Origin of the sequence: Bradyrhizobium sp. AZCC 2262 (assembly GCF_036924535.1) — a bacterium.
Lineage (GTDB): Bacteria > Pseudomonadota > Alphaproteobacteria > Rhizobiales > Xanthobacteraceae > Bradyrhizobium.
Genome location: NZ_JAZHRT010000001.1, coordinates 4457968 through 4482491, shown reverse-complemented (window position 1 = coordinate 4482491; position 24524 = coordinate 4457968). Strand labels below are relative to the sequence as shown.

The 24524-nt window shown below is 63.0% G+C and carries 24 protein-coding genes and 1 pseudogene; 17 read left to right on the top strand and 8 right to left on the bottom strand.

Going from position 1 to position 24524, the window contains the following annotated elements:
* Positions 1 to 102: 102 nt before the first annotated feature.
* Together V1283_RS21455 and V1283_RS21450 are read left to right on the top strand one after the other, a co-directional pair.
* Positions 103 to 951, top strand: a complete 849-nt coding sequence (locus V1283_RS21455; protein ID WP_334388434.1) for an IclR family transcriptional regulator — start codon at positions 103 to 105, stop codon at positions 949 to 951.
* 136 nt (positions 952 to 1087) lie between these two features.
* Positions 1088 to 1855: an NYN domain-containing protein gene (locus tag V1283_RS21450; RefSeq protein WP_334388433.1), complete on the top strand. Its 768-nt coding sequence runs from the start codon at positions 1088 to 1090 to the stop codon at positions 1853 to 1855.
* 98 nt (positions 1856 to 1953) lie between these two features.
* Here V1283_RS21450 and V1283_RS21445 read toward each other — a convergent pair whose 3' ends face one another.
* A complete protein-coding gene (locus V1283_RS21445) occupies positions 1954 to 2349 on the bottom strand; it encodes a hypothetical protein (protein WP_334388432.1) in 396 nt (131 codons plus the stop codon).
* A gap of 434 nt (positions 2350 to 2783) precedes the next feature.
* Between V1283_RS21445 and V1283_RS21440 the strand changes: the two genes are divergently transcribed.
* A complete protein-coding gene (locus V1283_RS21440) occupies positions 2784 to 3845 on the top strand; it encodes a ketopantoate reductase family protein (protein WP_334388431.1) in 1062 nt (353 codons plus the stop codon).
* A gap of 112 nt (positions 3846 to 3957) precedes the next feature.
* Here the strand turns inward: V1283_RS21440 and tenA are convergent.
* Positions 3958 to 4627: pseudogene (gene tenA, locus V1283_RS21435) on the bottom strand (thiaminase II).
* A gap of 39 nt (positions 4628 to 4666) precedes the next feature.
* Positions 4667 to 5626, bottom strand: coding sequence for an aldolase/citrate lyase family protein (locus V1283_RS21430; RefSeq protein ID WP_334388430.1), 960 nt, complete (start codon positions 5624 to 5626; stop codon positions 4667 to 4669).
* Positions 5627 to 5881: 255 nt separating this feature from the next.
* Here V1283_RS21430 and gcl point away from each other — a divergent pair, with 255 nt between their 5' ends.
* From gcl to V1283_RS21410, 4 genes are all read left to right on the top strand, one after another.
* A complete protein-coding gene (gene gcl, locus V1283_RS21425; RefSeq protein WP_334388429.1) occupies positions 5882 to 7681 on the top strand; it encodes a glyoxylate carboligase in 1800 nt (599 codons plus the stop codon).
* Between the two features lie 161 nt (positions 7682 to 7842).
* Positions 7843 to 8628 carry a hydroxypyruvate isomerase gene (hyi, locus tag V1283_RS21420; RefSeq protein WP_334388428.1) on the top strand — a complete coding sequence of 262 codons (786 nt, stop codon included), beginning with the start codon at positions 7843 to 7845 and terminating at the stop codon, positions 8626 to 8628.
* A 34-nt stretch (positions 8629 to 8662) separates the two neighbouring features.
* On the top strand, positions 8663 to 9550 hold the full coding sequence (locus V1283_RS21415) for a 2-hydroxy-3-oxopropionate reductase (RefSeq protein ID WP_334388427.1): 888 nt from the start codon (positions 8663 to 8665) through the stop codon (positions 9548 to 9550).
* Positions 9551 to 9679: 129 nt separating this feature from the next.
* Positions 9680 to 10063 (top strand): DUF1236 domain-containing protein, encoded by a 384-nt coding sequence (locus V1283_RS21410; protein WP_334388426.1) that lies wholly within the window; start codon positions 9680 to 9682, stop codon positions 10061 to 10063.
* Positions 10064 to 10123: 60 nt separating this feature from the next.
* On the opposite strand, the gene V1283_RS21405 is transcribed toward V1283_RS21410, so the two are convergent.
* The 3 genes from V1283_RS21405 to V1283_RS21395 form a co-directional block, all read right to left on the bottom strand.
* A complete protein-coding gene (locus tag V1283_RS21405; protein WP_334388425.1) occupies positions 10124 to 10477 on the bottom strand; it encodes a VanZ family protein in 354 nt (117 codons plus the stop codon).
* Positions 10478 to 10553: 76 nt separating this feature from the next.
* Positions 10554 to 11168, bottom strand: a complete 615-nt coding sequence (locus tag V1283_RS21400) for a thiamine pyrophosphate-dependent enzyme (RefSeq protein WP_334388424.1) — start codon at positions 11166 to 11168, stop codon at positions 10554 to 10556.
* A gap of 8 nt (positions 11169 to 11176) precedes the next feature.
* The gene (locus V1283_RS21395; RefSeq protein WP_334388423.1) at positions 11177 to 11731 is read right to left on the bottom strand and encodes a decarboxylase; all 555 of its coding nucleotides are present in this window, start codon (positions 11729 to 11731) and stop codon (positions 11177 to 11179) included.
* 222 nt (positions 11732 to 11953) lie between these two features.
* On the opposite strand from V1283_RS21395, the gene V1283_RS21390 reads away from it, so the two are divergent.
* The 10 genes from V1283_RS21390 (at position 11954) to V1283_RS21345 (ending at position 22374) form a co-directional block, all read left to right on the top strand.
* Positions 11954 to 12943: a Bug family tripartite tricarboxylate transporter substrate binding protein gene (locus V1283_RS21390; protein ID WP_334388421.1), complete on the top strand. Its 990-nt coding sequence runs from the start codon at positions 11954 to 11956 to the stop codon at positions 12941 to 12943.
* Positions 12944 to 12959: 16 nt separating this feature from the next.
* Entirely contained in the window at positions 12960 to 13844 is an 885-nt protein-coding gene (locus V1283_RS21385; RefSeq protein WP_334388420.1) for an amidohydrolase family protein, read from the top strand.
* A 27-nt stretch (positions 13845 to 13871) separates the two neighbouring features.
* Positions 13872 to 14921 (top strand): hydroxyacid dehydrogenase, encoded by a 1050-nt coding sequence (locus V1283_RS21380; RefSeq protein WP_334388419.1) that lies wholly within the window; start codon positions 13872 to 13874, stop codon positions 14919 to 14921.
* 27 nt (positions 14922 to 14948) lie between these two features.
* Positions 14949 to 15830 (top strand): alpha/beta fold hydrolase, encoded by an 882-nt coding sequence (locus V1283_RS21375; RefSeq protein WP_334388418.1) that lies wholly within the window; start codon positions 14949 to 14951, stop codon positions 15828 to 15830.
* A gap of 8 nt (positions 15831 to 15838) precedes the next feature.
* Positions 15839 to 16675: an SDR family NAD(P)-dependent oxidoreductase gene (locus tag V1283_RS21370; RefSeq protein WP_334388417.1), complete on the top strand. Its 837-nt coding sequence runs from the start codon at positions 15839 to 15841 to the stop codon at positions 16673 to 16675.
* 494 nt (positions 16676 to 17169) lie between these two features.
* Positions 17170 to 18171 carry a 3-oxoacyl-ACP synthase III family protein gene (locus V1283_RS21365; protein WP_334388415.1) on the top strand — a complete coding sequence of 334 codons (1002 nt, stop codon included), beginning with the start codon at positions 17170 to 17172 and terminating at the stop codon, positions 18169 to 18171.
* The gene (locus V1283_RS21360; protein ID WP_334388414.1) at positions 18172 to 19155 is read left to right on the top strand and encodes an NAD-dependent epimerase/dehydratase family protein; all 984 of its coding nucleotides are present in this window, start codon (positions 18172 to 18174) and stop codon (positions 19153 to 19155) included.
* Complete coding sequence (locus V1283_RS21355; protein WP_334388413.1) at positions 19152 to 19946, top strand: MBL fold metallo-hydrolase; 795 nt, start codon at positions 19152 to 19154, stop codon at positions 19944 to 19946. Before V1283_RS21360 ends, V1283_RS21355 begins: the two co-directional genes overlap by 4 nt.
* Entirely contained in the window at positions 19943 to 21226 is a 1284-nt protein-coding gene (locus V1283_RS21350; protein WP_334388411.1) for a F390 synthetase-related protein, read from the top strand. The genes V1283_RS21355 and V1283_RS21350 overlap by 4 nt, the downstream gene beginning before the upstream one ends.
* Positions 21223 to 22374: a hypothetical protein gene (locus V1283_RS21345; RefSeq protein WP_334388410.1), complete on the top strand. Its 1152-nt coding sequence runs from the start codon at positions 21223 to 21225 to the stop codon at positions 22372 to 22374. Before V1283_RS21350 ends, V1283_RS21345 begins: the two co-directional genes overlap by 4 nt.
* Positions 22375 to 22395: 21 nt before the next feature.
* On the opposite strand, the gene V1283_RS21340 is transcribed toward V1283_RS21345, so the two are convergent.
* Positions 22396 to 23379 (bottom strand): Rieske 2Fe-2S domain-containing protein, encoded by a 984-nt coding sequence (locus V1283_RS21340; RefSeq protein WP_334388409.1) that lies wholly within the window; start codon positions 23377 to 23379, stop codon positions 22396 to 22398.
* Positions 23376 to 24479 (bottom strand): GNAT family N-acetyltransferase, encoded by a 1104-nt coding sequence (locus tag V1283_RS21335; RefSeq protein ID WP_334388408.1) that lies wholly within the window; start codon positions 24477 to 24479, stop codon positions 23376 to 23378. Before V1283_RS21335 ends, V1283_RS21340 begins: the two co-directional genes overlap by 4 nt.
* Positions 24480 to 24524 lie beyond the last annotated feature (45 nt).

Genomic DNA, 24524 nt, shown 5'->3' with positions numbered 1-24524 from the left:
TCATCCCGGGGCGATGCGAAGCATCGAACCCGGGATCTCGAGATTCCGGGTCTGGTCCTTCGGACCATCCCGGAATGACGAACACAAAAGCGGCAGGTCGCGATGAAGAGAGACGTGATCCGGCGCAAGGCCATCGAGCCGAAATCCAGTGCGGACCATGAGACCGACGCGCGCGACAGCGGCGTCCAGTCGGTCGATCGCGCGCTCTCGATCATCGAAACGCTGGCGGAAGACGACGAAGGCTATCGCCTGAGCGATCTCGCCATCCGCACCGGGCTTTCGACCTCGACGGTGCATCGCCTGCTGGGGACGCTGGAAAACCGCCGCTTCGTGCAGTTCGACCGCACCGAATCGAAATGGCATGTCGGCGCGCGCGCCTTCACGGTGGGAGCGACGTTTGCCCGCCGCCGCAATTTCTCGGCACAGGCGGTGCCATATCTGCGCAAGTTGCGCGACCTGACGCGCGAGACCGCCAATCTCGCCGTCGTCGACGATGAATTCATCATCGTACTGACCCGCATGGAAAGCCGCGAGATCATGCGCTCGCTGACCAAGGTCGGCGGCCGCGTCGCCATGGTGGCGTCAGGCGTCGGCAAGGCCGTGCTGGCGACCTATTCCAACGAGGACGTCAGCGCCATCATCCATCACCATGGCATGCCGAGATTGACGGAAAAGTCGATCGTGCGGCCGGGCGACCTGTTCAAGGAACTCGAAAAGATCCGCCGCCAGGGTTTTGCCATCGACGACGAGGAGGCCTGCATGGGCCTGCGCTGCATCGCCGCCGTGGTCTACGACAACTGCGCCGAGCCGCTGGCCGCCATTTCCGTCTCGGGCATGACCAGCCGCCTGACCGACGAGCGGCTGCCGCAGCTTGGCCAGACCGTGCGGGAAGTGGCGGCTGAATTGACGGTGGCGCTCGGCGGCGTGATGCCAGCGGCGAAATCGGCCTGAGCCGGATTGCGGTCATTGCCCGCCGCGCCAAATTAGGTCTGGCGGCGAGAGCCCCGACATCGGTATATCCATCCATCGCTATTCATGGCGCGGTCTCGAGGGACGATGTCCTCCGCTTCAACGATTGGGGAAAGTCATGCCTTCTGAAACCCGCTCACCCCGTCTCGCTGTTCTGATCGATGCCGACAATGCCTCCGCAAAGATCGCGGACGGGTTGTTCGAGGAGATTGCCAAGATCGGGGAGGCGAGCGTCCGCCGCATCTATGGCGACTTCTCCAATGCCCGGTCCAAGGGCTGGGCCGATATTCTGTCGAAGCACGCCATCATACCCCAGCAGCAGTTCGCCTATACGACTGGAAAGAATGCCTCCGACATAACCCTGGTCATCGACGCCATGGACCTGCTTCATGGCGGTCGGTTCGACGGATTCTGCCTGGTATCGTCAGACAGCGATTTTACGCGACTTGCCGCCCGCATCCGCGAGCACGGCGTCGATGTGTATGGGTTCGGCGAACAGAAGACACCGGAAAGCTTCCGGCAGGCCTGCCGACGATTCGTCTATACCGAGAACCTGCTCGGCGGCACGGCGACCAATCAGGACGCCACCGCGAGGTCGCAGCCGCTCCAGCCGCTTGATGCAGCCACCCCTATCATCAAGAAGGTCATCGCCCAGATGGAAAGCGAAGATGGATGGGTCGCTCTCGGGGAAGTCGGAAAAGGGCTTACCAACCTGGCCTCCGATTTCGATTCGAGGACCTTCGGCTCCCGCAAGCTGAGCGATCTTGTGCGGAAGACGAACGCTTTCGACATCGATCAGCCCAAGGGCGGGTCCATGCGAATTCGGATCAAGCCGCCGGCCGGATCACCTCCGAAGACGCGAGCCGCCCGAAAACCTGCGGAATAAGGCGCCTGAAGTCGCGACGCGCCCGGCCGAAATCGAAATCTCGCGGCTGCCAACGATAGGGCGAAAGCCAACCCGTGCACCAAATGGTGCTTCTGTTTTCAGCGCGTGATGAGACCTCGGCTCACTTCAACTTTTGATGTGCTCATCGTGTAATCCTGGACGATCTTCTGCTTGTCAAAAAATACGACGAGCGACTTCTTGTCCCCCTCTGCGCCGCTGTGCACCAAATTGACGTAGGGGATAAAGTTCGTCGGTTTCGAGTGCATTCTGGAAAATTCGTATTCCCAGGATTCGTTGCCGTTACTGGCGAACGAGGTCTTCATTGGGTCACCGTAGAGTCTACGGACGTCAGTCTGGCGTGTCCTGCCTTTAATGATCTGTGACGAGACTGTCTCACCTGTGGCGTCGGCGATGCTCTCGTTCCCCGAGCTCGCGCACCCGGCTACGACCAGCGAGATCAAGAGTGCAACGGTGACGCTTGCCGGTCCCGTCATGGCTTCCCCCTACCGCGATGTGTCAATCTGAAATGGGGCTGCTACTCAAAGAGCGGGCTCTGGTGTTCGGCTGGTCGAGGTGCCGGGTTCCATTCTCCGAGCAACTAAGCTCTTCCTATCTGGCTGCAACCTTCAGTAGCCGCCCGACAGTGTTATAGTCAACGCAGCCTCCCTCGCTCGAGTAACGATTTCGCACCTGGCGTGGTTTTCCGGCAACGTGGCCTCATTGACCACCACCCATAGGGCTTGATGCGCTGCCTGCTTTGATCGGAAGCGGGCTTTCGTTTCCGCAACGACCAACTCCCTAACGCATGGCACGGGCCCGCTTTTGGCATGAAGCGGCCGTTGGCGGGACGGCCCGATCCACTAAAGTGATCCCCAACGGACAAGCGGACGTGGTTGCGTACCGCAAGAAAATGCAAGGGGAGGAACGCATGGGCCGGAAGATCGCGATCGTCGGAGCGGGCGCCGTCGGCGGGTATGCCGGCGCCCATATGGCGCAGGCGGGCGAGGACGTCACCTTCATCGATCCCTGGCCCGAGCATGTCGAGCACATGCGCAAGCACGGGCTGCGCGTCACCCACGCGATGGATGTTCCGGAATTCTCGGTTCCGGTGCGCGCGCTCCACGTCACGGATGCGCAGCAGCTTGCCAAGGAGAAGCCGGTCGACATCGCTTTCGTCTGCATGAAGTCCTACGATACGGCCTGGGCCACCATGCTGATCCGGCAATATCTGGCGCCGGACGGCTATGTCGCGTCGCTGCAGAACTGCATGAACGAGGAGACCATTGCCGGCATTGTCGGCTGGGGCAAGACGCTGGGCTGCATTGCCAGCAGCATCACGGTGAACCTGCCGGAGCCCGGCCATATCCACCGCGGCGCCGGCAAGGGCGGGGCGGCGCACACGGTGTTCCGCGCCGGCGAAGTGCACGGGCGCATCACGCCGCGGGCGGAGGAGATCTGCCGTCTCGTCGGCTACTCCGACAGCGCCAAGGTGACGGACAATCTCTGGGGCGAGCGCTGGTCGAAACTGGTCGCCAACGTCATGGGCAACGGGCTCTCTGCCTGCACCGGCCTGCCAGGCGCAGAAATTCTGCAAAGCGAGCCGCTTCGCCGTTTCTCCACGCGGCTCGGCAGCGAAGCGATCCGCGTTGGCCAGGCGCAGGGCTATCAACTGGAAGAGATTTTGCATCTGCCGCCCGACACGATCGCGCGGGCCGGGGAGGGCGACGAGGCCGCAATGCGCGTCTGCGACGAGCAGCGTTTCAAGGACGGCAAGCGCACCTCATCCCAGCAGCGTCCGTCCATGGGCCAGGACATGCAGAAGGGCCGCCGTACCGAGATCGAATTCCTCAACGGTCTCGTCGTGCGCGAAGGCGAGAAGATCGGCCTTTCCTGCGCCGCAAACGCCGCGCTGACGGATATCGTCAAGCGCGTGGAGCGGGGCGAACTGAGCCCGGACCCGCGGCACATCACGGAACTGCGGCTGAACTGAGCGCCTCAATGGCGGAAAGCGTAGCCCGGGTGAGCGCAGCGACACCCGGGACGATGCGGAGATTTACCCGCATATCGCTCCGCTCATGCTGGCTACGAGCTGAGCGGTTAGCTCAGCGCTTGCCCGCGCGCCAACCCATTTCCCAGAAGTCGGCTTCGAGCCGTGTGGCTTCCTTGAAGATCGCGATCAGTTCCGCCTCGCGGACCGGCGTGGCGTAACGGCCGGCAAGCGCCTCCAGATGCGCCTGGGCGTTCGCCGCGACGTCCTGATAGGCCGCCCCGGCATACTCGGCGATCCAGACGCTGTAGGGATTGGTCGCCGCGAGCGCGTCGGGCCGGGCGGCCAGCCGCGTCGCGATCTCGGCATAGCCGATCACGCACGGCGCGAGCGCCACCTTGAGCGCCAGCAGGTCGCCGCGCATACCCGCGTCGAGCACGTAGCGGGTATAGGCCAGCATCTCCGACGCCGGAGGCGCGCGTTCGAGGTCGGCCGCCGACAGGCCCCAGCCGGCGCAGAGTTTGACGTGCAGATTCATCTCGACGTCGAGAATGGCCGAGAGGCCGGCCGCGGCTTCGCGCATGTCGGCGAGGCTGGGCGACTTGTAGACCGACAGCGCGTAGGCGCGGGCGAACTCGATGAGGAACAGGTAATCCTGAACCGAGGTAGTGACGAAACGCCGCCTCGGGAAGCGAGGCGTCTGCCAGCCCCTCCGTGAAGGGGTGCTCGGTGTAGGCCCGCCACTCGGCGGATGCTGCTGTCTTCAGTCGCTCGAAGAAACCCATGATCTTTCGCCGGCCTTTCTTTAATCCGCGCCTCTCAGGCTATACCGGCAACTTCCGCTTCTGGTGTGCCCGGCCCTTGATGGCGGATGCCTCGCTATGCCCGGCGATTACACGCACGCCCTCGTCAATCCGGGCAATCACGTTATCAGGTGTGCAGCCCTGCAGGAAAGCGATGCCGTTCTTGTGGCAGGCCGCGAGGATACGGTCGCGCGCCGCCTGCATTTCCGGTGGCCAGGGTTCGGCAGGAATCGTGCGATAGCCGAGCGACAGACTCAAGTCGCCCGGACCGATCTCGGCAAATCCGAGCCCCGGCACCGCGAGGATCTGTTCGCAATTGGCGACGCCTTCGGGGCTTTCCAGCTTCACCCCCAGCAGCAGTTCACCTTTCGGATTAAGCGGCCAGGGATCACAGCGTTCCAGATATTCCTCGGCCGACAGGCCCCAGATCGGCGCCGCCGTGGTTTCCGATCCGCGCCCCCGCGTGCCGACGCCGAGCCGCTGCCCGGCGGCGTCGGTCCCGCCGTGCTTTGCCCGTATCGCTCCCTCCATCCGCGCCATCGGCGACGGGATTGCGGGGTCGACGCCAATCGTGTTGTGCGGATAGCGGCAGGATTCCACGAAGGCCCGCACCGCGTCGGCGGTTTCCGCCTGGCAGAGCAGGATGCCATGCACACCGCGGCCGAGGATCTGGCGGAACTGCCAGGCGTTGTAACGCACATGCGCGGCGTCGATTCCATTTACCGGCGCCTCGACGATCACCGTCGGCGTGCGGTGTCCTGATCGTGTCGGTCCGGCATCGACCATGCCGCGCATATAGTCGGCAAGGCCGGCCATGTCGAAGCAGCCGTGTTCCATGCCGACATTCATGTAGTCGGCCCAGGTGCCGGCATCGATGCGGCCCTGCGCATGGGTCAGCACGTGGCCGCTGTGCGGACCGTCGTAATAGATCGCCTGATCCTGCTCCAGCAGTTCGACGCAGCGACTGATCCGCTTAGCCATGATGGTCCGTCCTCAATGCTTCGGATCGGCATCCTAACGGAGCAATCGACCGGCGCGGAGGCCGACCTCAAACACCCCGGCTCAATTCTGCACATCGCCGGCCATCCCATCGTTTCACCGCGTAGCCGACCCAACCGACTGATCCGGCAGGCCTTTTCGCCGATCATTCCACATCGCGGGAAACAAATTCAGCTTCGTTGAGATCGTCGGTCGTTCCCGTGATCATCGCGTCGAGCAAACACAGCGAGGCGCGACATGGCGAAGATGCGAGCGATCGATGCGGCCGTACGAATCCTGGAAAAGGAAGGCGTGACCATCGCCTTCGGTGTGCCGGGAGCTGCGATCAATCCGTTGTACTCCGCGCTGAAGAAGCGCGGCTCGATCGGCCACATCTTGGCACGCCATGTCGAGGGCGCTTCCCACATGGCCGAGGGCTACACCCGCGCCAAGGCCGGCAATATCGGCGTCTGCATCGGCACTTCGGGGCCGGCCGGCACGGACATGATCACGGGGCTCTATTCGGCGATCGCGGATTCGATCCCGATCCTCTGTATCACCGGGCAGGCGCCGCGCGCGCGGCTCTACAAGGAGGACTTTCAGGCCATCGATATCGAATCGATCGCCAAGCCGGTGACGAAATGGGCCGTTACCGTGCGCGAGCCGGCGCTGGTGCCGCGCGTGTTCAGCCAGGCGTTTCACATCATGCGCTCCGGGCGTCCCGGACCTGTGCTGATCGACCTGCCGCTTGACGTGCAGCTCGCTGAAATCGAATTCGACGACGAGACCTATGAGCCGCTGCCGGTTTACAAGCCGGCGGCCACGCGAAAACAGATCGAAAAGGCGATCGAGATGCTCAACGCGGCGGAGCGGCCGCTGATCGTGGCGGGCGGCGGTGTCATCAATGCCGACGCGTCGGAGCTGCTCGTGCAGTTTGCCGAGGCCGTCAACGTTCCGGTGGTGCCGACGCTGATGGGGTGGGGCGCCATCCCTGACGACCACGTGCTGATGGCCGGCATGGTCGGGCTGCAGACCAGCCACCGTTACGGCAACGCGACCATGCTGCAATCCGACTTCGTGCTCGGCATCGGCAACCGCTGGGCCAACCGGCACACCGGTTCGATCGAGACCTACACCAAGGGGCGGACGTTTGTGCACGTCGATATCGAGCCGACGCAAATCGGGCGCGTCTTCAATCCCGATTTCGGCATCGTGTCCGACGCCAAGGCGGCGCTGGAACTGTTCGTCACGGTCGCCAGGGAGTGGCGGAAGGCCGGCAGACTGAGGGAGCGTCAGGCGTGGCCGGCGGCGTGCCAGGACCGCAAGCGCACGATGCTGCGCAAGAGCCATTTCGACGACATGCCGATCAAGCCGCAGCGTGTCTATGAGGAGATGAGCAAGGCGTTCGGGCGCGACACCTGCTATGTCAGCGTGATCGGCCTGTCGCAGATCGCCGGCGCGCAGTTCCTGGGTGTCTACGGTCCGCGCAACTGGATCAACGCCGGGCAGGCCGGTCCGCTTGGCTGGACACTGCCGGCGGCGCTCGGCGTGCGCGCGGCCGATCCTTCGCGCCAGATCGTAGCACTTTCGGGCGACTACGATTTCCAGTTCCTGATCGAGGAGCTCGCCGTAGGCGCCCAGTTCAAGCTGCCTTACATCCACGTCGTCGTGAACAACTCCTATCTCGGACTGATCCGCCAGGCGCAGCGCGGCTTCGACATGGACTACCACGTCCAGCTTTCGTTCGAGAACATCAACGCGCCCGAGCTCGGGGCCTATGGCGTCGACCATGTCGCGGTAGCCGAGGGACTGGGCTGCAAGGCGATCCGCGTCACTGACCCGAACCATGCGCAGGCGGCGTTCGCGACCGCGCAAGAATGGATGGCGGAATTCCAGGTGCCTGTGGTCGTCGAGTTCATTCTCGAACGGGTCACCAACATCTCGATGGGCACCGAGATCGACAACATCGTCGAATTCGAGGAGGTGCTCGATCTGCCGCTGGACGACACGCCGGCGAAGTCGAGCGCGCCGCAATCCGGCAAGCTGCTGCCGGCGTAATCGTACTGCCGCCCCTCATGGTGAGGAGCGCGGAACGCGCGTCTCGAACCATGAGGCCCGTCTGTGGCCTACATCCTTCGAGACGCCCGCTGCGCGGGCTCCTCAGGATGAGGGGTTTGAGTGGCCATGACGCAGTAAGACTAACGCAAGGAGAGTAGATCGTGCCCAAATTTGCCGCCAATCTCACCATGCTGTTCGGCGAGCAGCCCTTCCTCGATCGCTTCGCCGCCGCCAAGGCTGCGGGATTCAGCGGAGTGGAATATCTATTCCCCTATGACTTCGACAAGGCCGAGTTGCGTGAGCAGTTGCACCAGCACGGTCTGACCCAGGTGCTGCACAACCTCCCCGCCGGCAATTGGGCAGCCGGCGAGCGCGGCATCGCCATCCTTCCCGACAGGGTCGAGGAGTTTCGCGACGGCGTCGCGCGCGCCATCGACTACGCCAAGGCGCTGGATTGCCGTCAGCTCAACTGCCTGGTCGGCATTGCCCCCGACGGCACGAACGCGATCGACCTCAACGAGGTGCTGGTAGGCAATCTGCGTTTCGCCGCGGATGCGCTCGCCAGGGAGGGCATCAGGCTTCTCATCGAGCCGATCAACACGATCGATATTCCCGGCTTCTTCCTGAACAAGACGGCACAGGCGCTTCAGCTCATTGCCGACGTGCGATCGAGCAATCTGTTCGTGCAATACGACATCTACCACATGCAGGTCATGGAGGGCGACATTGCGCGCACCTTGCAAAAACACTTAGCCCGGATCGCCCATGTCCAGGTTGCCGACAACCCCGGCCGCAACGAACCGGGCACCGGCGAGATCAACTATCCCTTCCTGTTCCGCCATCTCGACGCTATTGGTTATCGTGGCTGGATCGGGTGTGAATACAAGCCGAGGACGACGACGGTCGATGGCCTCGGCTGGCACGCTGCGCTGACGCTCGATACCTGACCAAGAAGCAAGAAAAGACAAAGGGGAGTTTCAAATGATCGATATTGGTTTCATCGGCCTCGGCACCATGGGGCGCCCAATGGCCGGACATCTTCAGGCCGCCGGCCATCGCCTGTTCCTGCACGACGTCGCCCCCATTGCGCCGGAACTGGTCGCCGAGGGCGGCGTGGTCTGCAAATCGGGCAAGGAAGTCGCCGAGAAGGCCGACGTCGTCATCATCATGGTGCCGGACACGCCGCATGTCGAGGCGGTCTTGTTCGGGCAGGACGGCGTTGCGGCCGGGATCTCGAAAGGGCAGATCGTCGTCGACATGAGTTCGATCTCGCCGCTCGCCACCAAGGAATTTGCCAAGAAGATCGAGGCGCTCGGCGCCGACTATCTCGATGCGCCGGTCTCCGGCGGCGAGGTCGGCGCCAAGGCGGCGAGCCTGACCATCATGGTCGGCGGGCCGGAGCGCGCGTTCAACACCATGAAGCCGGCGTTCGACAAGATGGGCAAGAACGTCACTCTCGTCGGCGGCAATGGCGACGGACAGACCACCAAGGTCGCCAACCAGATCATCGTGGCGCTGACGATCGAGGCGGTCGGCGAGGCGCTGTTGTTTGCATCGAAGGCCGGCGCGGATCCGGCGCTGGTGCGGCAGGCGCTGATGGGCGGCTTCGCATCGTCGCGGATTCTCGAAGTGCATGGCGAGCGCATGATAAAGCGCAATTTCGATCCGGGCTTTCGTATCGAACTGCACCAGAAGGATCTCAATCTGGCATTGGAGGGCGCACGTACGCTCGGCATTTCCTTGCCGAGCACGGCGGTGGCCCAGCAATTGTTCAGTTCCTGCGCCGCCCATGGCGGCAAGGCGTGGGACCATTCGGGCATGGTGCGTGCGCTGGAGATGATGGCGGACCACCAGGTCGCAAAAGGCTGAAGATTGGAACTCCCCTGTGACTGGAACCGCGTCGAAATTTCGGCGCGGCCCTTTTTGCTGCCGCATTGGAACAGGAACCTCTCACGCCTCCAGTGGTTGAGACGCATCGTCAATTCACTGGAGGATGTGATGAATAATCGTTTGGCTATTTCACTGATTGCCGCCTCGCTGCTGATGCCGGGCGCGGCATTTGCTCAGTCGACCACCGCCCAAGGTGCGGCGGAGGGCGCCGCGAGGGGTGGTGAAGCCGCTGGTCCGGTCGGCGCCATCGTCGGCGGCACCGTGGGTGCTGCGGTCGGCGCGGCCGTGGAAATTCCGAACGCCGTGATCACCGGGCTCCCGCGAGATCGTTCGGTCGTTGTTCGTGAGCGCGTGGTGGTCGGCGAGCCGCTGCCGGACACGGTGGTGCTGCGGCCGGTGCCGAGCCATGCTGAATATAACTATGCCGTCGTCAATGAGCGCCGTGTGATCGTCGAGCCGCGCACACGCAGGGTCGTCAAGATCATCGACTAACTAGTAGCTATCACGAAATCCTCGCGGGCCATCGTCCCGCGAGGATTTTTTGTGACGGTGCTAGGGCAGCGATCGCTGGGTTCGCCTGATCTTCCAGTCGAGAGCCGCAGCGACCGCAAGTCCGACGCCTGCCGCCAGCGCGTCGACCACAAAGTCTCCCAGGCGTGCGTGCCGGCCGGGCGCCCAGAACTGCAGAATTTCGATCGCGCCGGTGAAGGCGAAAACGAATGCCGCGGTGAGCGACCGGTTGCGTGTATGGGCTAGTCCGAAAGCCAGTCCCAGCAGCACGAAGGCGAGCGCGTGCTCTCCGTTCTGCCCCAGGCTTAAATGTGGCCGTTGTTCCGCCGGCCCGAGCGTCGCAAAGGCGATGGCGGCGGCAAGGCACCAGGCGAATAGTCGAAGGATGATCGTCATCGCGGTGGCATAGCACGATTTATGTGACGGAAAATCCCCACGCACGCCCTGTGGCGATGCCTGTGGTTAACTGCCCTCAGAGCGGTTCCCGTACGCCCATACCGTGCATGAAGCGTTCCCGGATTTGCACGGGATCGCGGCGGGTGGTGCCTGTGCCCGGCTTGTCGTCGATCCGCACGCCGATCAGCGTCGGGCCCGCGGCCAACATCGACGCTTCGATCAGGCGCTCGAAATCGTCCTCGTCCGCCGCCCAGCTGCTCTGGGTGAGCCCGCTCGCGACAGCGATGGCGACGATGTCGGCGACGGCCGCACCCGGCGTCGGTTGCGCGCCGGTGATCTGGTAGATGCCGTTGTCCATCACCACCATGGTGAGGTTCTTCGGCGCCAGCGTCGCGATTGTGGAGAGCGACCCCAGTTGCATCAACAGCGAGCCGTCGCCTTCGAGCGCAAATATGCGCCGGTCCGGTTGCGCCAGCGCCACGCCGAGCGCGATCGGGAAGGCGAGGCCCATGCTGCCGAGCATGTAGAAATTCTGCGGCCGGTGGCCGGCGGCCCACAGGTCGAAATTGGTGTTGCCGATGCCGCCGATCACGGCTTCCTCGTTCTTCAATTTCGCGATCAGCCGCGAGGTCAGATCGAAGCGGTTCATGACCTTGGTATTGCGGGCAGGGGTGTCGTTGGCGCTGTTCATGGGATCGCTCACTTGTCGAAGACCTTGCCGCCGGTCAAAAGCGGCGAGAGGATCAGGGCTACCGGCGCCTGCGTGGTGATGGCCTGCTTGATGGAGCGGTCGACGATGAATTCGAACTCGTCGAGCCTTGTCGCGGTGTGATGCTCCATGGCGAGCGAATCCAGCACCGGGCGCATGGTACGGCACACCAGCGACTGGCCGTAATTGAATTCGCCGAGCGTGCCGCGCTCGGACACGAACATGATCAGCGGGATCTGATAGGGGATGGCGAGTGACGCCAGCACGTTGGCGAGCGTGGCAAATCCCGAAGTCTGCATCAGCACCGCGCTGCGCATGCCGCCCATCCAGGCGCCGGAGACGATTCCGACCGCTTCCTCCTCGCGCGCGGTAGCGAAGGTCGTGAAGAAGGGGTCGGCGTGCAGGTTCTTGATCAGCGGCGTCAGGACGCGGTCGGGCACGTAGGGGACCAGGCGGATATCGTTGCGCTTGAGCGTTTGCAGCACGATGCCGTGCCAGCTCTTCTCAGAGGTTTCGGGCGAGGTTTTTTCCTCCGCAACCGCCATTTTGGTCTCCTTTACCGCGACGATCTCTCGTTCGCTACGGCGACGATCTTTCGTTCGCTACCCGCGACGATCTTCGTTCGCGTTCATCCCTGGAGCGGCGAAACTTGACGCCATCGGCGGGATTGTCAACATGTCCCGATCGTATCCGGCTCTGCGTCTCGCGGCACTACAATCGGCATGCGACGATGTGAGATAAATAAGAAAAATATCAGGAGGGGAGCCATGGGCAGGTGGTTTCGGATCGCTGCCGCGGCGGCGGTCATCCATATTGCGGCGGCAGCCATGCATATCATGTGTGGCAGCTCCTTCGCCCAGACGGCGTTTCCGTCGAGGCCCGTGCACATTCTCGTGCCCTATCCCGCCGGTGGTGGCGTTGATGTCCTGACGCGCACGCTCGGCGATGTCGTCTCCAAGCAATGGGGGCAGTCCGTCGTCGTGGAGAACCGTCCCGGCGCCGGCGGCGTGATTGCCTCGCAGGCGGTCGCAACCGCGCCGCCCGACGGCTACACCCTGATCATGGTGGCGAGCGGCCATGCCACCAATCCGTTGCTGTATTCCAGGATCCCCTATGACACGTTCAAGGATTTCACGCCGGTCTCGCTGCTGGCGTCGTCGCCCAATATCCTGCTGGTGCGGGCCGACTCGCCGTTCAAGACGCTGGCCGAGATGATATCGGCGGCAAAAGCCAAGCCGGGCAGCCTGTCCTTTGCCCATGCCGGCAATGGGACGTCGACGCATCTCTCAGGCGAACTGCTGAAGAACCTGGCCAAGATCGATCTTGCTGCCATCCCCTACAAGGGCGGCGCGCCCGCGATCAACGATCTGCTCGGTGGTCAAATCCCGATGTCATTCAACAACGGCCCGGAATCGGTTGGCCAACTTCAGGCCGGTACGCTTCGCGCGCTCGCCGTCACCACGGCGTCGCGCGCGCCGTTCCTGCCCGATGTCCCCAGCGTGTCCGAGACCGTGCCGGGCTATGACACCGGCGTCTGGTGGGGCCTGCTCGGACCGGCTGGAATGCCATCCGATGTGCTGGCAAAACTCTCGCAGGATTTTGTCGCGGCGCTCAATACCGACGCCGTCAAGGAGCGGCTGGCCAAGCTCGGGGCGCAACCGATCGGCAGCACGCCGCAGCAATTCGACGCGAAAATCCGCGACGACTATGAGAAATGGGGGCCGATCATCAAGGCCGCCGGAATGAAAGCGGAATGACGGTGAGACGCCCCCGATGATCCCTGCTTGTTTGCCGCCTCGTCCCGTCAGCCGTCCCAAGGTCCCACTACCGCCAGGCGCCTGCGATACCCATGCGCACGTGTTCGGTCCTTCGGATCGCTTTCCTTACGCGGAGGATCGCAGCTACACGCCGCCGGATGCGCCGTTGGAAAAATATCTCGGCATGCTCGATGCGATCGGATTTGCGCGCGGCGTGCTGGTGCAGGGGAGTGCGCATGGCCGCGACAATTCGGCAATGCTGGATGCGCTGAAGCGCCAGCCAGAACGCCTGCGCGGCGTCGCGGTGGCCGATACCGAAGTTCCGCCAGCCGATCTGCGCGCGTGGCATGCGATTGGCGTTCGCGGATTGCGCTTCAACCACTTCTTTCGCGGTGGACAATTGCACTATCGCGGCGGCGTCCCGCTGGGCGAAGCGCAGAAGCTTGCGCCCGTCATGGCCGAGCTCGGCTGGCATCTGCAATTGTGGATCGACGTCAAGGATTTGCTGGAGACGATTCCGCTTTTGAAATCGCTGCGGTTACCGGTCGTGATCGACCATATGGGGCGCACCGACGCCCGTGCCGGTACCGGCACCGAAGGTTTCCAGAGTTTGCTTCGCGCCGTCGGTGAAGGCTGGTGCTGGATCAAGCTGTCGGGCGCCCATCGCCGCAGCCAGAACGCGCCTGATTATCCCGACGCGCGGCCATTTCATGAAGCGCTGGTGAAGACCAATCCGGAGCGGCTGGTGTGGGGCGGTGACTGGCCGCATCCGCGCGTCGAGGGCGAAATGCCCGATGCCGGGTATCTGCTCGAGTTGTTTCAGGCGTGGACGCCTGATAGAGCGACGCAGCAGCGCATCCTCGTCAGTAACCCCGCCAGGCTCTACGGCTTCCCGAACTGAAAGTTGCCAAGAAAGTTGTAAGCAAACATGACCGTCAACAACAAGCGCGTGTTCTACGTCAAATATCTCGCTCACGAGATCTATATCGATATCCTGAAAGCGCGCGCCGACGTGCGGCTCGACCGGCTGGAGAACGACAGTCCGGATGCGGTCGCCGCGCCAATATTGTCAGCGGCGCATGCGTATCAGGTCGGAGCGGCGCGCGACGAGATCGCTGGGCATTTCCATGTCAATCAGGATTTGCTGAAGCGGGCGCCCAACCTGCTGATCGTGTCGTCGAACGGCGCGGGCTTCGATCCCGTGGATGTCGATGCCTGCACTGCGGCGGGCGTGCTGGTCGTCAATCAGTCCGGCGGCAACGCCAATTCGGTCGCCGAGCATGCGCTGGGAATGATGCTGACGCTGTCCAAGCGCATCCTCGAGGCCGACCGCGCGCTGCGCCGCGAGGCCAATGTCAATCGGAATTCGCTGATCGGCAACGAGGTTCAGGGCAAGACCGTCGGTATCGTCGGCATCGGCAATGTCGGCCGCCGCATCGCCGAACTCTGCAACGGCCTGCTGCATATGAAGGTGGTTGCCTACGATCCCTATCTGACCGCGGAAGAAATCGCCGCGCGCGGCGGCGAAAAAGTCGAGCTGCACGATTTGATGCGCCGCTCGGATTTTGTTTCGATCTCCTGTCCGCTGACCAAGGACAATCGTCGCATGATCGGCGCCCGCGAATTCGCGCTGATGCAGCAGCACGCATTTTTCGTCACCACCGCGCGCGGCTTCATTCACGACGAGGAGGCGCTGTACGGGGTGTTGCGCGACAAGCGGATCGCGGGAGCCGGCCTCGACGTCTGGGACAAGGAGCCGCCGCCGCCGGAGCATCCGCTGCTGCAGTTCGACAACGTGCTGGCCAGCCCGCACACGGCCGGCGTGACCAAGGAAGCACGCATCAACATGGGCAAGATCGCCGCCGAACAGATTCTCGATGCGCTGGACGGCAAGCGCCCGCCGCGAATCGTCAATCCCGAGGTGTGGCCCGGTTACGTCAGGCGCTTCGAGCGCGCGTTCGGATTTGCGCCGAAATAGGCCATCACCTCCGCGAGAGACGATCCGATGACGGCCGAACCGGCAGACCGCTTCTACGAATCCCAGGGGTTGCGGCTGCACTACGCCGATTGGGGCAACGAGGCCGCGCCGCCCTTGATCCTGATTCACGGCGGGCTCGACCACTGCCGCAGCTGGGACGCGATCGCGCAGGCACTGCAGCCCCATTTCCATGTCATGGCCCCCGATCTGCGCGGACATGGGGATTCCGAATGGGCGAAGGGAAGCAGCTACAGTATTTCCGACCATGTCTACGACCTCTCCCGCCTGATGCGTGTTGCGACGCTGCAGGATGCAACGATCGTCGGCCATTCGCTGGGTGGGATGATCTCGCTGGCCTACGCCGGAACCTATCCGAACCGGGTATCGCGCCTTGCCGTGCTCGACGGCGCCTTCCTGCCGGGCTCGCGCCCGGCGCCGATGCACGAACAGATGTCGCGGTGGATTGACCAGCTGGATCGTATCGCAGAGCATGTACAAAGCGCCTTCCGGACGATCGAGGAGGCAGCGCAGCGGCTTTCGGCGCGCAACAAGCGGCTGACGTCGGCACAGGCGCTTCATCTGGCGCGCCATGGCGTCCGCCAGAACTCCGACGGCCTCTATCGCTGGAAGTTCGATCATTATCAGCGGGCGAGGGCGCCGTACCGGATACTGCCAGACGACTACACCGCCGTGTGGTCGCGCATCACCTGTCCAACCCTGTTGATGTGGGGCGATGAGAGTTTTCTTCCCGACCCGGAAGCCGCCGGCCTGCTCGCACATTTCGGGCAGGCCGAACTGCAGAAGGTCACAGGGGCCGGGCACTGGCTTCATCACGACCGGCTCGACGAGATCCTCGCCGCGCTGCGACGGTTTTTCGGGACGCCGCTGGCTGCGCAAGCCGCGAAGTGAGGCAAGAAATGTCCGACAAGATACGTTACGTCCGCCAGTTCAGTTCGGAATCCGCAGGCGAGGCGCCGGGCCGTGGGCGGCTTCAGGGCCGCAAGATTCTGGTGGTCGGCGGGGGACAGCGGACGTTCGACGCCGCCACCGATCCTGTCGGAAACGGCCGGGCGATGTCGCTGCTGTTTGCGAGGGAAGGCGCCCATGTCGCGGTCGCCGACCTGAACCGCGCCAGCGCCGACGACACCGTCCAGCGCATCGCGGCCGAGGGAGGCCGGGCGTTTTCGATCGAAGCCAACATCGCGCATGAAGCCGATGTGAACCGGATGATCGACGAGGCGATGGAGGGTCTCGGGGGCATCGACGGCATGATCCTCAATGTCGGCATCGGGGTTGGCGCGCTCGGTCTCGACGGCGTGGATCTCAAGGAGTGGAACGAGACGTTTGCGGTCAACCTGACCGGGCCGATGCTCTGCTGCCGCAAGGCGCTCAAGCACATCGCCGATGGATCCTCGATCGTGTTCATCTCCTCGATCGCCGCCCTTCGTTCCGGCTCGCAACTGATCGCCTATGACGCGTCGAAGGCGGCGCTCGGCGGCCTGATGCGCAATGTCGCGAAGGAGGGGGCCAGGCGCGGCATTCGCGCCAACATCATCTATCCAGGGCTGGTCGATACGCCGCTCGGCCGGCAGACCAGCGCCGGCCGCCCATCGCGAAGCGCGTCGGGCGTGCCGTTCGGGCGGATGGCGACGGGCTGGGAAATCGCCTACGCGGCGCTGTTTTTCATCTCGGACGAGAGCGTTTACGTCAACGCGCAGGCGCTGGCGGTCGACAGCGGGATTACCGGGCTATGAAGGCCGGAATCCGCGGAGAAAATCTCAGTCGCCGCCGGGGCGATCGGGGCAATAAATCCACTGCCGATCGACCCCCGGACGAAGCGCGCATTGCTATTTTCCGAGGGATATCGACTACTTAGCCGCGCAAGACCATCTTCCCTGTGCGCCTTTGCCCCCCGGCGCATATGGAAGACGAAGAGATGCGACAGGTTCGTTCATTGCTGAGCAGCGCGTCCTCCCGGATCGGACGCCGGCTGTCCCAGATCGTGGCCATCGCCGCAGCCAGCCTGCCCGCCGCCGGCGCTTAAGCTAGCCGCATAGCCGCCGCTGCTTTTGGACGGTCCGCCCGGCGCGGAACGGTGCGTCGGCTGACGCCTTCGGCGGCCGAATTCCCCACAGGAGGCCTCACCGCCCCCGGTACAATTAAAGGTTGGTACGACCGGTTCGATGCCGCATGGCGATTGGCGTTGGGATGCCGTAGATTGATGATTATCAATCGAATCAGAGCCGCTATGGCAGGCATTGCATTCAATTTGTGCGGAACCGGATCCTTTCTTCCGCAAAAGCAAGTCAGTTCAAAATCTCTCGATCGCCAGATTGGAAAGCGCGAGGGGTGGATCGAGGAGAACTGCGGTGTCAGGGAGCGCTTTGTATGCGGTCCGGAATCGCAGGATGAGCTTGCCGCGTCCGCAGCGAAAGAGGCGATTGCTGAAGCCGGCATCTCGCCTTCATCGATCGATCTGGTGATATTCGCCAGCGCCGTCCCCAAATATTCGATTCCCGCCACCGCACCGCTGATCGCGCGACACCTGGACATACCGAGCGGGAGTTGCGCAACCCTTGACGTCAACTCGACCTGCCTGAGCTTCCTCTCAGGCTTCGATGTCGCCACATCGATGATCGCCGCCGGCCGCTATCAATGCGTGCTTGTCGTTTCCTCGGAAATCGCCTCGCGCGCCTTGCCATGGCGCAGCGACCCCGCCACGGCGGGATTGTTCGGGGATGGCGCGGCGGCCGCCGTGCTGACGCGTCCGGAATCGAACGCGGCGAGCTACGTTCGTGCCAGCCGATTTGAAACCCATCATGAGGGCTATGAGGCCTGTCAACTCGCCTCCGGCGGCACGGGAATTGATCTCCACCGGGAGCCCGAGCGGTTCGCGGCGGGTAGTTTCTTTCAGATGAACGGGCGTGAACTGTTCAAGCTGACAGCAGGCAAATTTCCCGATTTTGTCGACCATCTTCTTGCCAGCGCGAACTGGGATCGCGACAGCGTCGATATCGTCGTCCCGCACCAGGCCAGCCCGCTCGCGCTTGCCCATCTCGTCAAGCGCTGCGGTTTCCCGCGCGAAAAGGTCATCGATATCGTCGCCACGCACGGCAATCAGGTGGCCGCCTCGATCCCGACTGCCCTGCATTTTGCAAGGATGAAACAGCAGATACGCAGGGGATCGAAGGTCATCCTGGTGGGTACGTCCGCCGGCGTGTCGTTCGGCGGAATGGCGATCGAGATCTAGATGTCGCGGATCGTGGTGACGGGGGCTGGCGGATTCCTTGGGGCTCGCGTCGCCCGCCACCTCGCGGCGGGCGACGGCGAGGTCATCGCGCTCGGACGTTCCGCCGCCTTGCGGGAAACCCTAAAGGACCAGCCGATCGCGGTTGCGACGTGCGATCTCGCAGATGCCGCGTCATTATCCTCGCTCGCGATGGCGAAGATCGACAGCGTGGTCCATTGCGCGGGCCTGTCGTCGAATTGGGGACCGCGGCACGATTTCGAGCGCAACAATGTGACGGCAACCGCCAATCTGCTGGATCAGGCCAGGCGATGGGGAACGCCGCATTTTGTCTATGTATCGTCGTCGAGCGTTTATTTCAGGTTCGGCGACCAGTTGAACGTCAACGAGCGTTCCGAACTTCCCGTGCCGGTCAATGACTACGCCTGGAGCAAGGCGGCCGCGGAAAAGCTGGTTCGAGCGGCTGCGGATTTTCCGGTTACCATCGTGCGGCCCCGCGGCATCTATGGAAAGGGAGACAAGGCGTTGCTGCCCCGATTGTTGAGGGCTGCGAAAAGAGGGCCCGTGCCATCATTCCGCGGCGGTCGTTCCGTGATCGATCTCACCCATGTCGACGACGTCGTGGCGGCGATTGCCAGCATACTCTCCCAACGAGACAAGGCCGCAGGCGCGACTTACAATGTTTCGGGAGGCGAAGCCGTTTCTATCCGCGACATCATAACTGCAAGCGCGAAACTCGCCGGCGTCGATGTACGTTGGCGCGAGGTACCATGGCCGCTCGCGCTTGCAGCCATCCGTGCGATCGAGAGATTTCATAAAACCTTCCGGCCCGCGCGCGAGCCAATCGTGACCGCCTATTCGGCGGGGTTGCTCGCGTTCAGCCAGACGCTGGACTTGTCGGCCATCCGGGACGAAATCGGATGGCGGCCGAAGATCGGGTTTGACGAAGGCTTGCGCCGGACCTTCTCCGGCGGCGAGGCGTCATGAAGCTTTTCAACAGCGCGCATATCGATGTGTTTGCCGGGCTCGTCAGGCGAGGCGCAGGGCTGAAGATCATCAGGCTGTCCGTCCGATATGGCCTGATTGATCTGAAGGAGAGAGGTCTGTGCCTTGTCGATACCGGCATGGGAACGGAGGTCACGCGCGGACCGCGGACTGCCGCCTTGCGGTTCTATAGTTCGGTGCTTCGCCCGGACTTGAATGCGAACGCGGCGCCGGAGGCCATGCTTCGGAACATGGGAGCCACCGCGGACGATGTCCGTCTTGTCGTCGTCACCCATTTCCACGCCGATCACATCTCAAGCCTGCGTGCATTTTCGCGCGCGGGGATCATTGCCTGTGGCGACGCGACGCGTCGGGTTTTGGCCATGAGTTCGGCTGCGGCCTTGCACCACGGGATATTCAGGGAATTGATCCCGCACGATTTCGAGCGCCGGCTGCTACCGCTTCAGGGCATGCGACGGTTGCCGACCGGCACGGTGCTCGGCGAAGGATATGATCTGTTCGGTGGTGGGGCCTATCTGGCGGTGCCGTTGCCGGGACATGCCTTTGGCCATTTCGGAATCTTCTGGCGAGACGAAACCGGTCCGGTCATCTACGCCACCGATGCCGCCTGGACGACTGGGGCGCTACTCGACGACGCGACGCCCTGGATTTCCAGCGCCGTCGTTTTCGACGACCGCCGCGCCGGCCGGGCAACCCAGCGCCTGCTCAGGGAATTCCGGCGCGAGGATGGCCGGCTTTTGCTCTGCCACGATATCGAGGAAGCGGCATCGTGACCTCACGGACGAAACTGGCTTTGGCGTTCCTGCGAACGCATCTGCTTCATCGCTGGCTGAACAGCCGCGATCGGATTACGAGATGGCAGAACTGGAATCTGGAGCGCCTGCGGCGCCATGCGGTTGCGCATGCGGCGTTCTATCGTGAGCTCGGCAATTTGCCGTTTTACGATTTTCCGATCGTCGGAAAGCGCGAGGTCATGAACCGTTTTGAGGCCTTCAACCAGCTTGGGCTGTCGGCAGCCGAAGGCTGGGCGATGATCGAGCGCGGTGATGCGCCGGCGGGGCACGATATCGGCTGCAGCACCGGAACAAGCGGCAACCGCGGCCTTTATCTGATCTCGGATGCGGAGCGCTTCGTCTGGCTTGGAACCATTGTTGCCAAGGCACTTCCGATCTCGCTGCGGAAGCCGCATCGGGTCGCCATTGTGCTTCCGCGAACCTCACGCCTTTATGACGCCGCCAATGAATCGAGAGTCTTGAAGCTTCTTTTTGTCGATCTGCGGAACGGCCTGGCGTCGGCGGCCGAGGCCCTGGTCGCATTCAAGCCGACGGTCGTGGTCGGCCCACCGAAGGCGTTGCGGTGGTTCGCGGAAAACGGCGTTGCGATTGCGCCGCGACGGATGTTTTCAAGCGCGGAGGTGCTCGACCCTCCTGATCGCCGGCTGATCGAGCAGCATTTCAAGCTGAAACTGCGGGAAATCTATATGGCGACGGAAGGCCTGTTCGGCGTGTCCTGCGAATATGGAACGCTGCATCTGGCCGAGGATGTCGTCCACTTCGAGTTCGAGCAAATCGCCGGCGCGCCCGATCTGGTTACGCCGATCGTGACGGACTTCACCCGCCGGACCCAGATCACGGCGCGCTACCGCATGAACGACATCCTCCGTCTCGATCGGAAACGCTGTCCTTGCGGTTCGGCGCTGCAGGCCGTCGCCGAAATCATCGGACGGCGCGACGATGCCTTCGCGTTGCCGAACCGGGATTCGTCGAAGCCTTCGGTGGTGTTGACGCCCGACGTGCTGCGCAATGCCGTGCTGGCGGCGCACCCTGGTATCGACGATTTTCGTATCCGTCTAGCGGAAGAAAATCGTATCGAGGTCGTTCTGCCGGTCCAGATGTCGCGCGACGTCGGCGAGATCGCGCGCGCCGAAGTCGCGCAGGCCTGCATCCGTGCCGGAACGTCTCCTGAAGTTGCCCTGCGGTATGATGCCTTGCTGCCCCGAAACGACATCAAGCTTCGGCGCGTCGAAAATTGCCTGAAGCCAGGCATTTCATGAGAAGGACGATCATCGTCACCGGTGCGCGGGCACCCTCGGCGTTGCACCTGGCGCGTGTCTTTCACTGCGCCGGTCACCGCGTCATTTTGGCCGACACATTCCGTTATCCGATGTCGCGGGCGACGCGCATGAAGGATTCCTACGTCCGATTGCCATCACCCCGACAGAGTTTTTCCGACTATGCGGCCGCCATCGCTGACCTTGTCGCGCGAGAATCTCCAGACCTGATCGTACCGACCTGCGAAGAGGTATTCTTTCTGGCGGCAGTGCGAGACAGGCGTGGCATCGACATGCCGCTATTCGCGCCGGATTTCGATTTGCTGGCCAAAGTCCATAACAAGGCTGATTTCGCAGAGATGGCCGCAGGTCTCGGCGCCGATCCGCCCCGGACCTGGCGGCTCAACTGTTGCGAGGATCTGTCGGGGCTTTCGACGCCTGCTGGCGCCCTTGTGTTCAAGCCTGCATGGTCGCGCTTTGGCTTGCGCGTGCTGATCAGACCTTCAGAAGCCGACATCCAGAAACTTCGTCCGACGGAAGTCGACCCTTGGGTCGCGCAAGCCTACCTGCCGGGCGAGGAAATCAGCGCCTACGCGGTTGCCGTCGACGGCCGTCTGGCGGCGTTCCAGAGTTACCGGCCGACCTATCGGGTCGGCCAAGGTGCCGGCGTCGCCTTTGAGGCCGCGGATGTTCCGGTCGCGCGGGCATTTGTCGACGCGCTGGTGTCGCGATTGCAATGGACGGGCCAGATTTCGTTCGATTTTCGTCGCGACGCCAATGGTGAACTGCACGTCATCGAATGCAACCCGCGCACCACCAGCGGGGTGCATTATTTCGGACCGGAGGACGGTCTCGCTCAATCCTTTCTTGAAGGGCGCGCCGCACAGACCTCGTCGACGGCGCCGATGACGCTTCCGATGGCCATGCTGGCCTATGGTTTGCCCTACGCGCTTCGTAATCAGGGTTTTGCGCGGTGGCGCCGGGATTTTGCCCGCATGCAGGACATCTCGCATTGGTCCGGCGATCGCAGCCTTCTGCCGTCGCAGCTGCTGGCGCTCGGCGAAATCGCGATCAAGGCCTTGCGGGAAGGAAATGGGCTGGTTGAGGCGTCCGTTCGCGATATCGAATGGGATGGGGAGCCGTTGGATTAGAGCAGGGCTCGATTTCGTCTCTCACAGTTCCATCGTGAGTTCGGTGGGCGCGTCCGCGACAGAGGGGCGTTCGCCGCGTAAAATGGCCTCGATGTGAGGCCGCAGGATGTCAAGCCGCCCCACCACGGGTTTGGCGTCCGGCAATCTGTTTTGCCGCGCAGCCGTCAGGATTGTTTGATCCTGGCGCAGCGCGATGTGAAAGAGCGGCTTGAACAAGACAGCCTTGAGATATCCGAGGCCGCCTTGCATTGGACCCGCCAGAACGCCGAAACCGTGGACGTGCTCGTCGTCTTCCTGGCGGAGATGAAATGTCGTCGACAGGTTGATCCGGCCACGCCCCCAAAACTCGAGTTCGGCGACCCCGGGCGCGATGAAGCGGCCGACACTGATCGATCGTTCGCCTTCGAGCAGGCGGCTGATAATGCCCTCCTGTCGCGGTTCTCCCTCGTAGCGGGCTTCGACCCAACCGTCGCCGCCAGTCACGGTGACCTTGACGTTGTAGCGGCGGCTGCTCAGGCCGCGCAAAATGCCGCTGTGGGTGAAATGGGTGTGGGTGGCGTCGAGGATATTTTCGGCGACGTCGATCAGGCTCGAGCGAACCCGGTTTTCAACGACGCTGCTGACGGTGCCCGGGCCCGAAAGCACGCCGGGATATGGCTCGCCGCGCGCGGCTTCCGGCGAAATATAGACCAGGCCATTGGCTTCGCGAACCGCATGCGGGGGCACGATGACGTTTGGTACCGGCTCCAGCAGCCCGGGCACGGCCCGGCATCGGCCGGTTCCGTCGAACCGCCAGCCATGATAGGGGCATTCGATGGTGTCCGCGACCACCCGCCCGAGTGACAGCGGTGCGAAGCGGTGCGGGCAACGATCGGTGAGGCAACGCAAGGCGCCACCTGATCGAAAGATGACAAACGCCTGTCCGGCAATCAGCACACGGTGCGGTGTTCGGCTGACCGCGCGGCTCAGGGCGACCGCATACCAACTTGATGTCCGGTCAGTCACAATTCAAAGCTCCGGAGAACGGGAACGCCGACCCATTCCAGTATCTTTCTGACCAGAAGCGCCGCCAGCCGGCGTCCTGGCGAAAGCCCGATATTGTAGACGGCGGAATATTCGAGCGCAGCGACGCCGCCACGGTTTCGCTTGAAGGAAGCGGCGCCGGCGCTCATGTTGTACAGCATCTTCCGTTTCCGCGCGCGCTGCGCCGCCAGCGCCATAAGCATGCGATAAAGACCTTTCGCCTGGGGAAGGGCGCTGTCATATCCGACGATCGGGGCCGTCATGGTGCGGCCGGTGTCGAAAAAAGCGATCACGCCGGCCAGCCGACCGTCTTCGGCGCGAAGTCCCTGAAATTCGAGGATGCCGTTCGCATGCATCGATTTCATGAACGCAGGCGTATAGTGCGGGTTCAACCAGGTGTATTTCTCAAGATAGAGATGCTGGTAGAGCACTTGCGCGCGAATGTAATCGTCTTCGCGAAACTCTGACGAGGAGACGAGTGTGAACTCGCCGTTTTCCAACAGAGCTGTGTCGCGCCGTTCGTCGCGATGAAGCTTCGGTTGGGTGTCCCTGCAGTCGAACATGTAAATCTGGCGGGCCGGAAACATCCGGTATCCGGCTTGACGAAAGATGCGTATGGCGTCCCGGTCGCTGTAGTCATTCAGAGATCGCCAGATGACGACGTGCCCGGGATTGGCCAGAACGATCTCCCGCGTCGTGGCTTCAAGTGTAGACCCCGTCACGTCGGGGATCGGATTGGTGGCGAGCAGCCAGTTATTGATTTGCACCTGCCGATCGAGCTGAGCGGCCCGAATCAGGGGATATCCGAGCCTCACGACGGCATCCAGCATGCTCGAGAGCAGCCGGAAATCCGAGAAGTGGCGCAATTCGTCGCGCGCGTAGTCGATATAGGCAACCGACGGGCAGCACAGATAGCAGGTAGGCAGGGAAGGATCGCTGTTGATCGTGATGGGGAGAAGATCGCGACCGAAGCTGTGCAGGCCGGACCTGGTGCGGAGATTGCCGATCAGGTTTTCGGTCGGCTCTGACTCGAACAGTTCGTGCAACGAAAGCGCCTTGGCGTTGTTGTTGTTTTCAGTCACCCGGACCCCGGCCCTTCCGACCCACTCATCACCACAGCCTAGAGA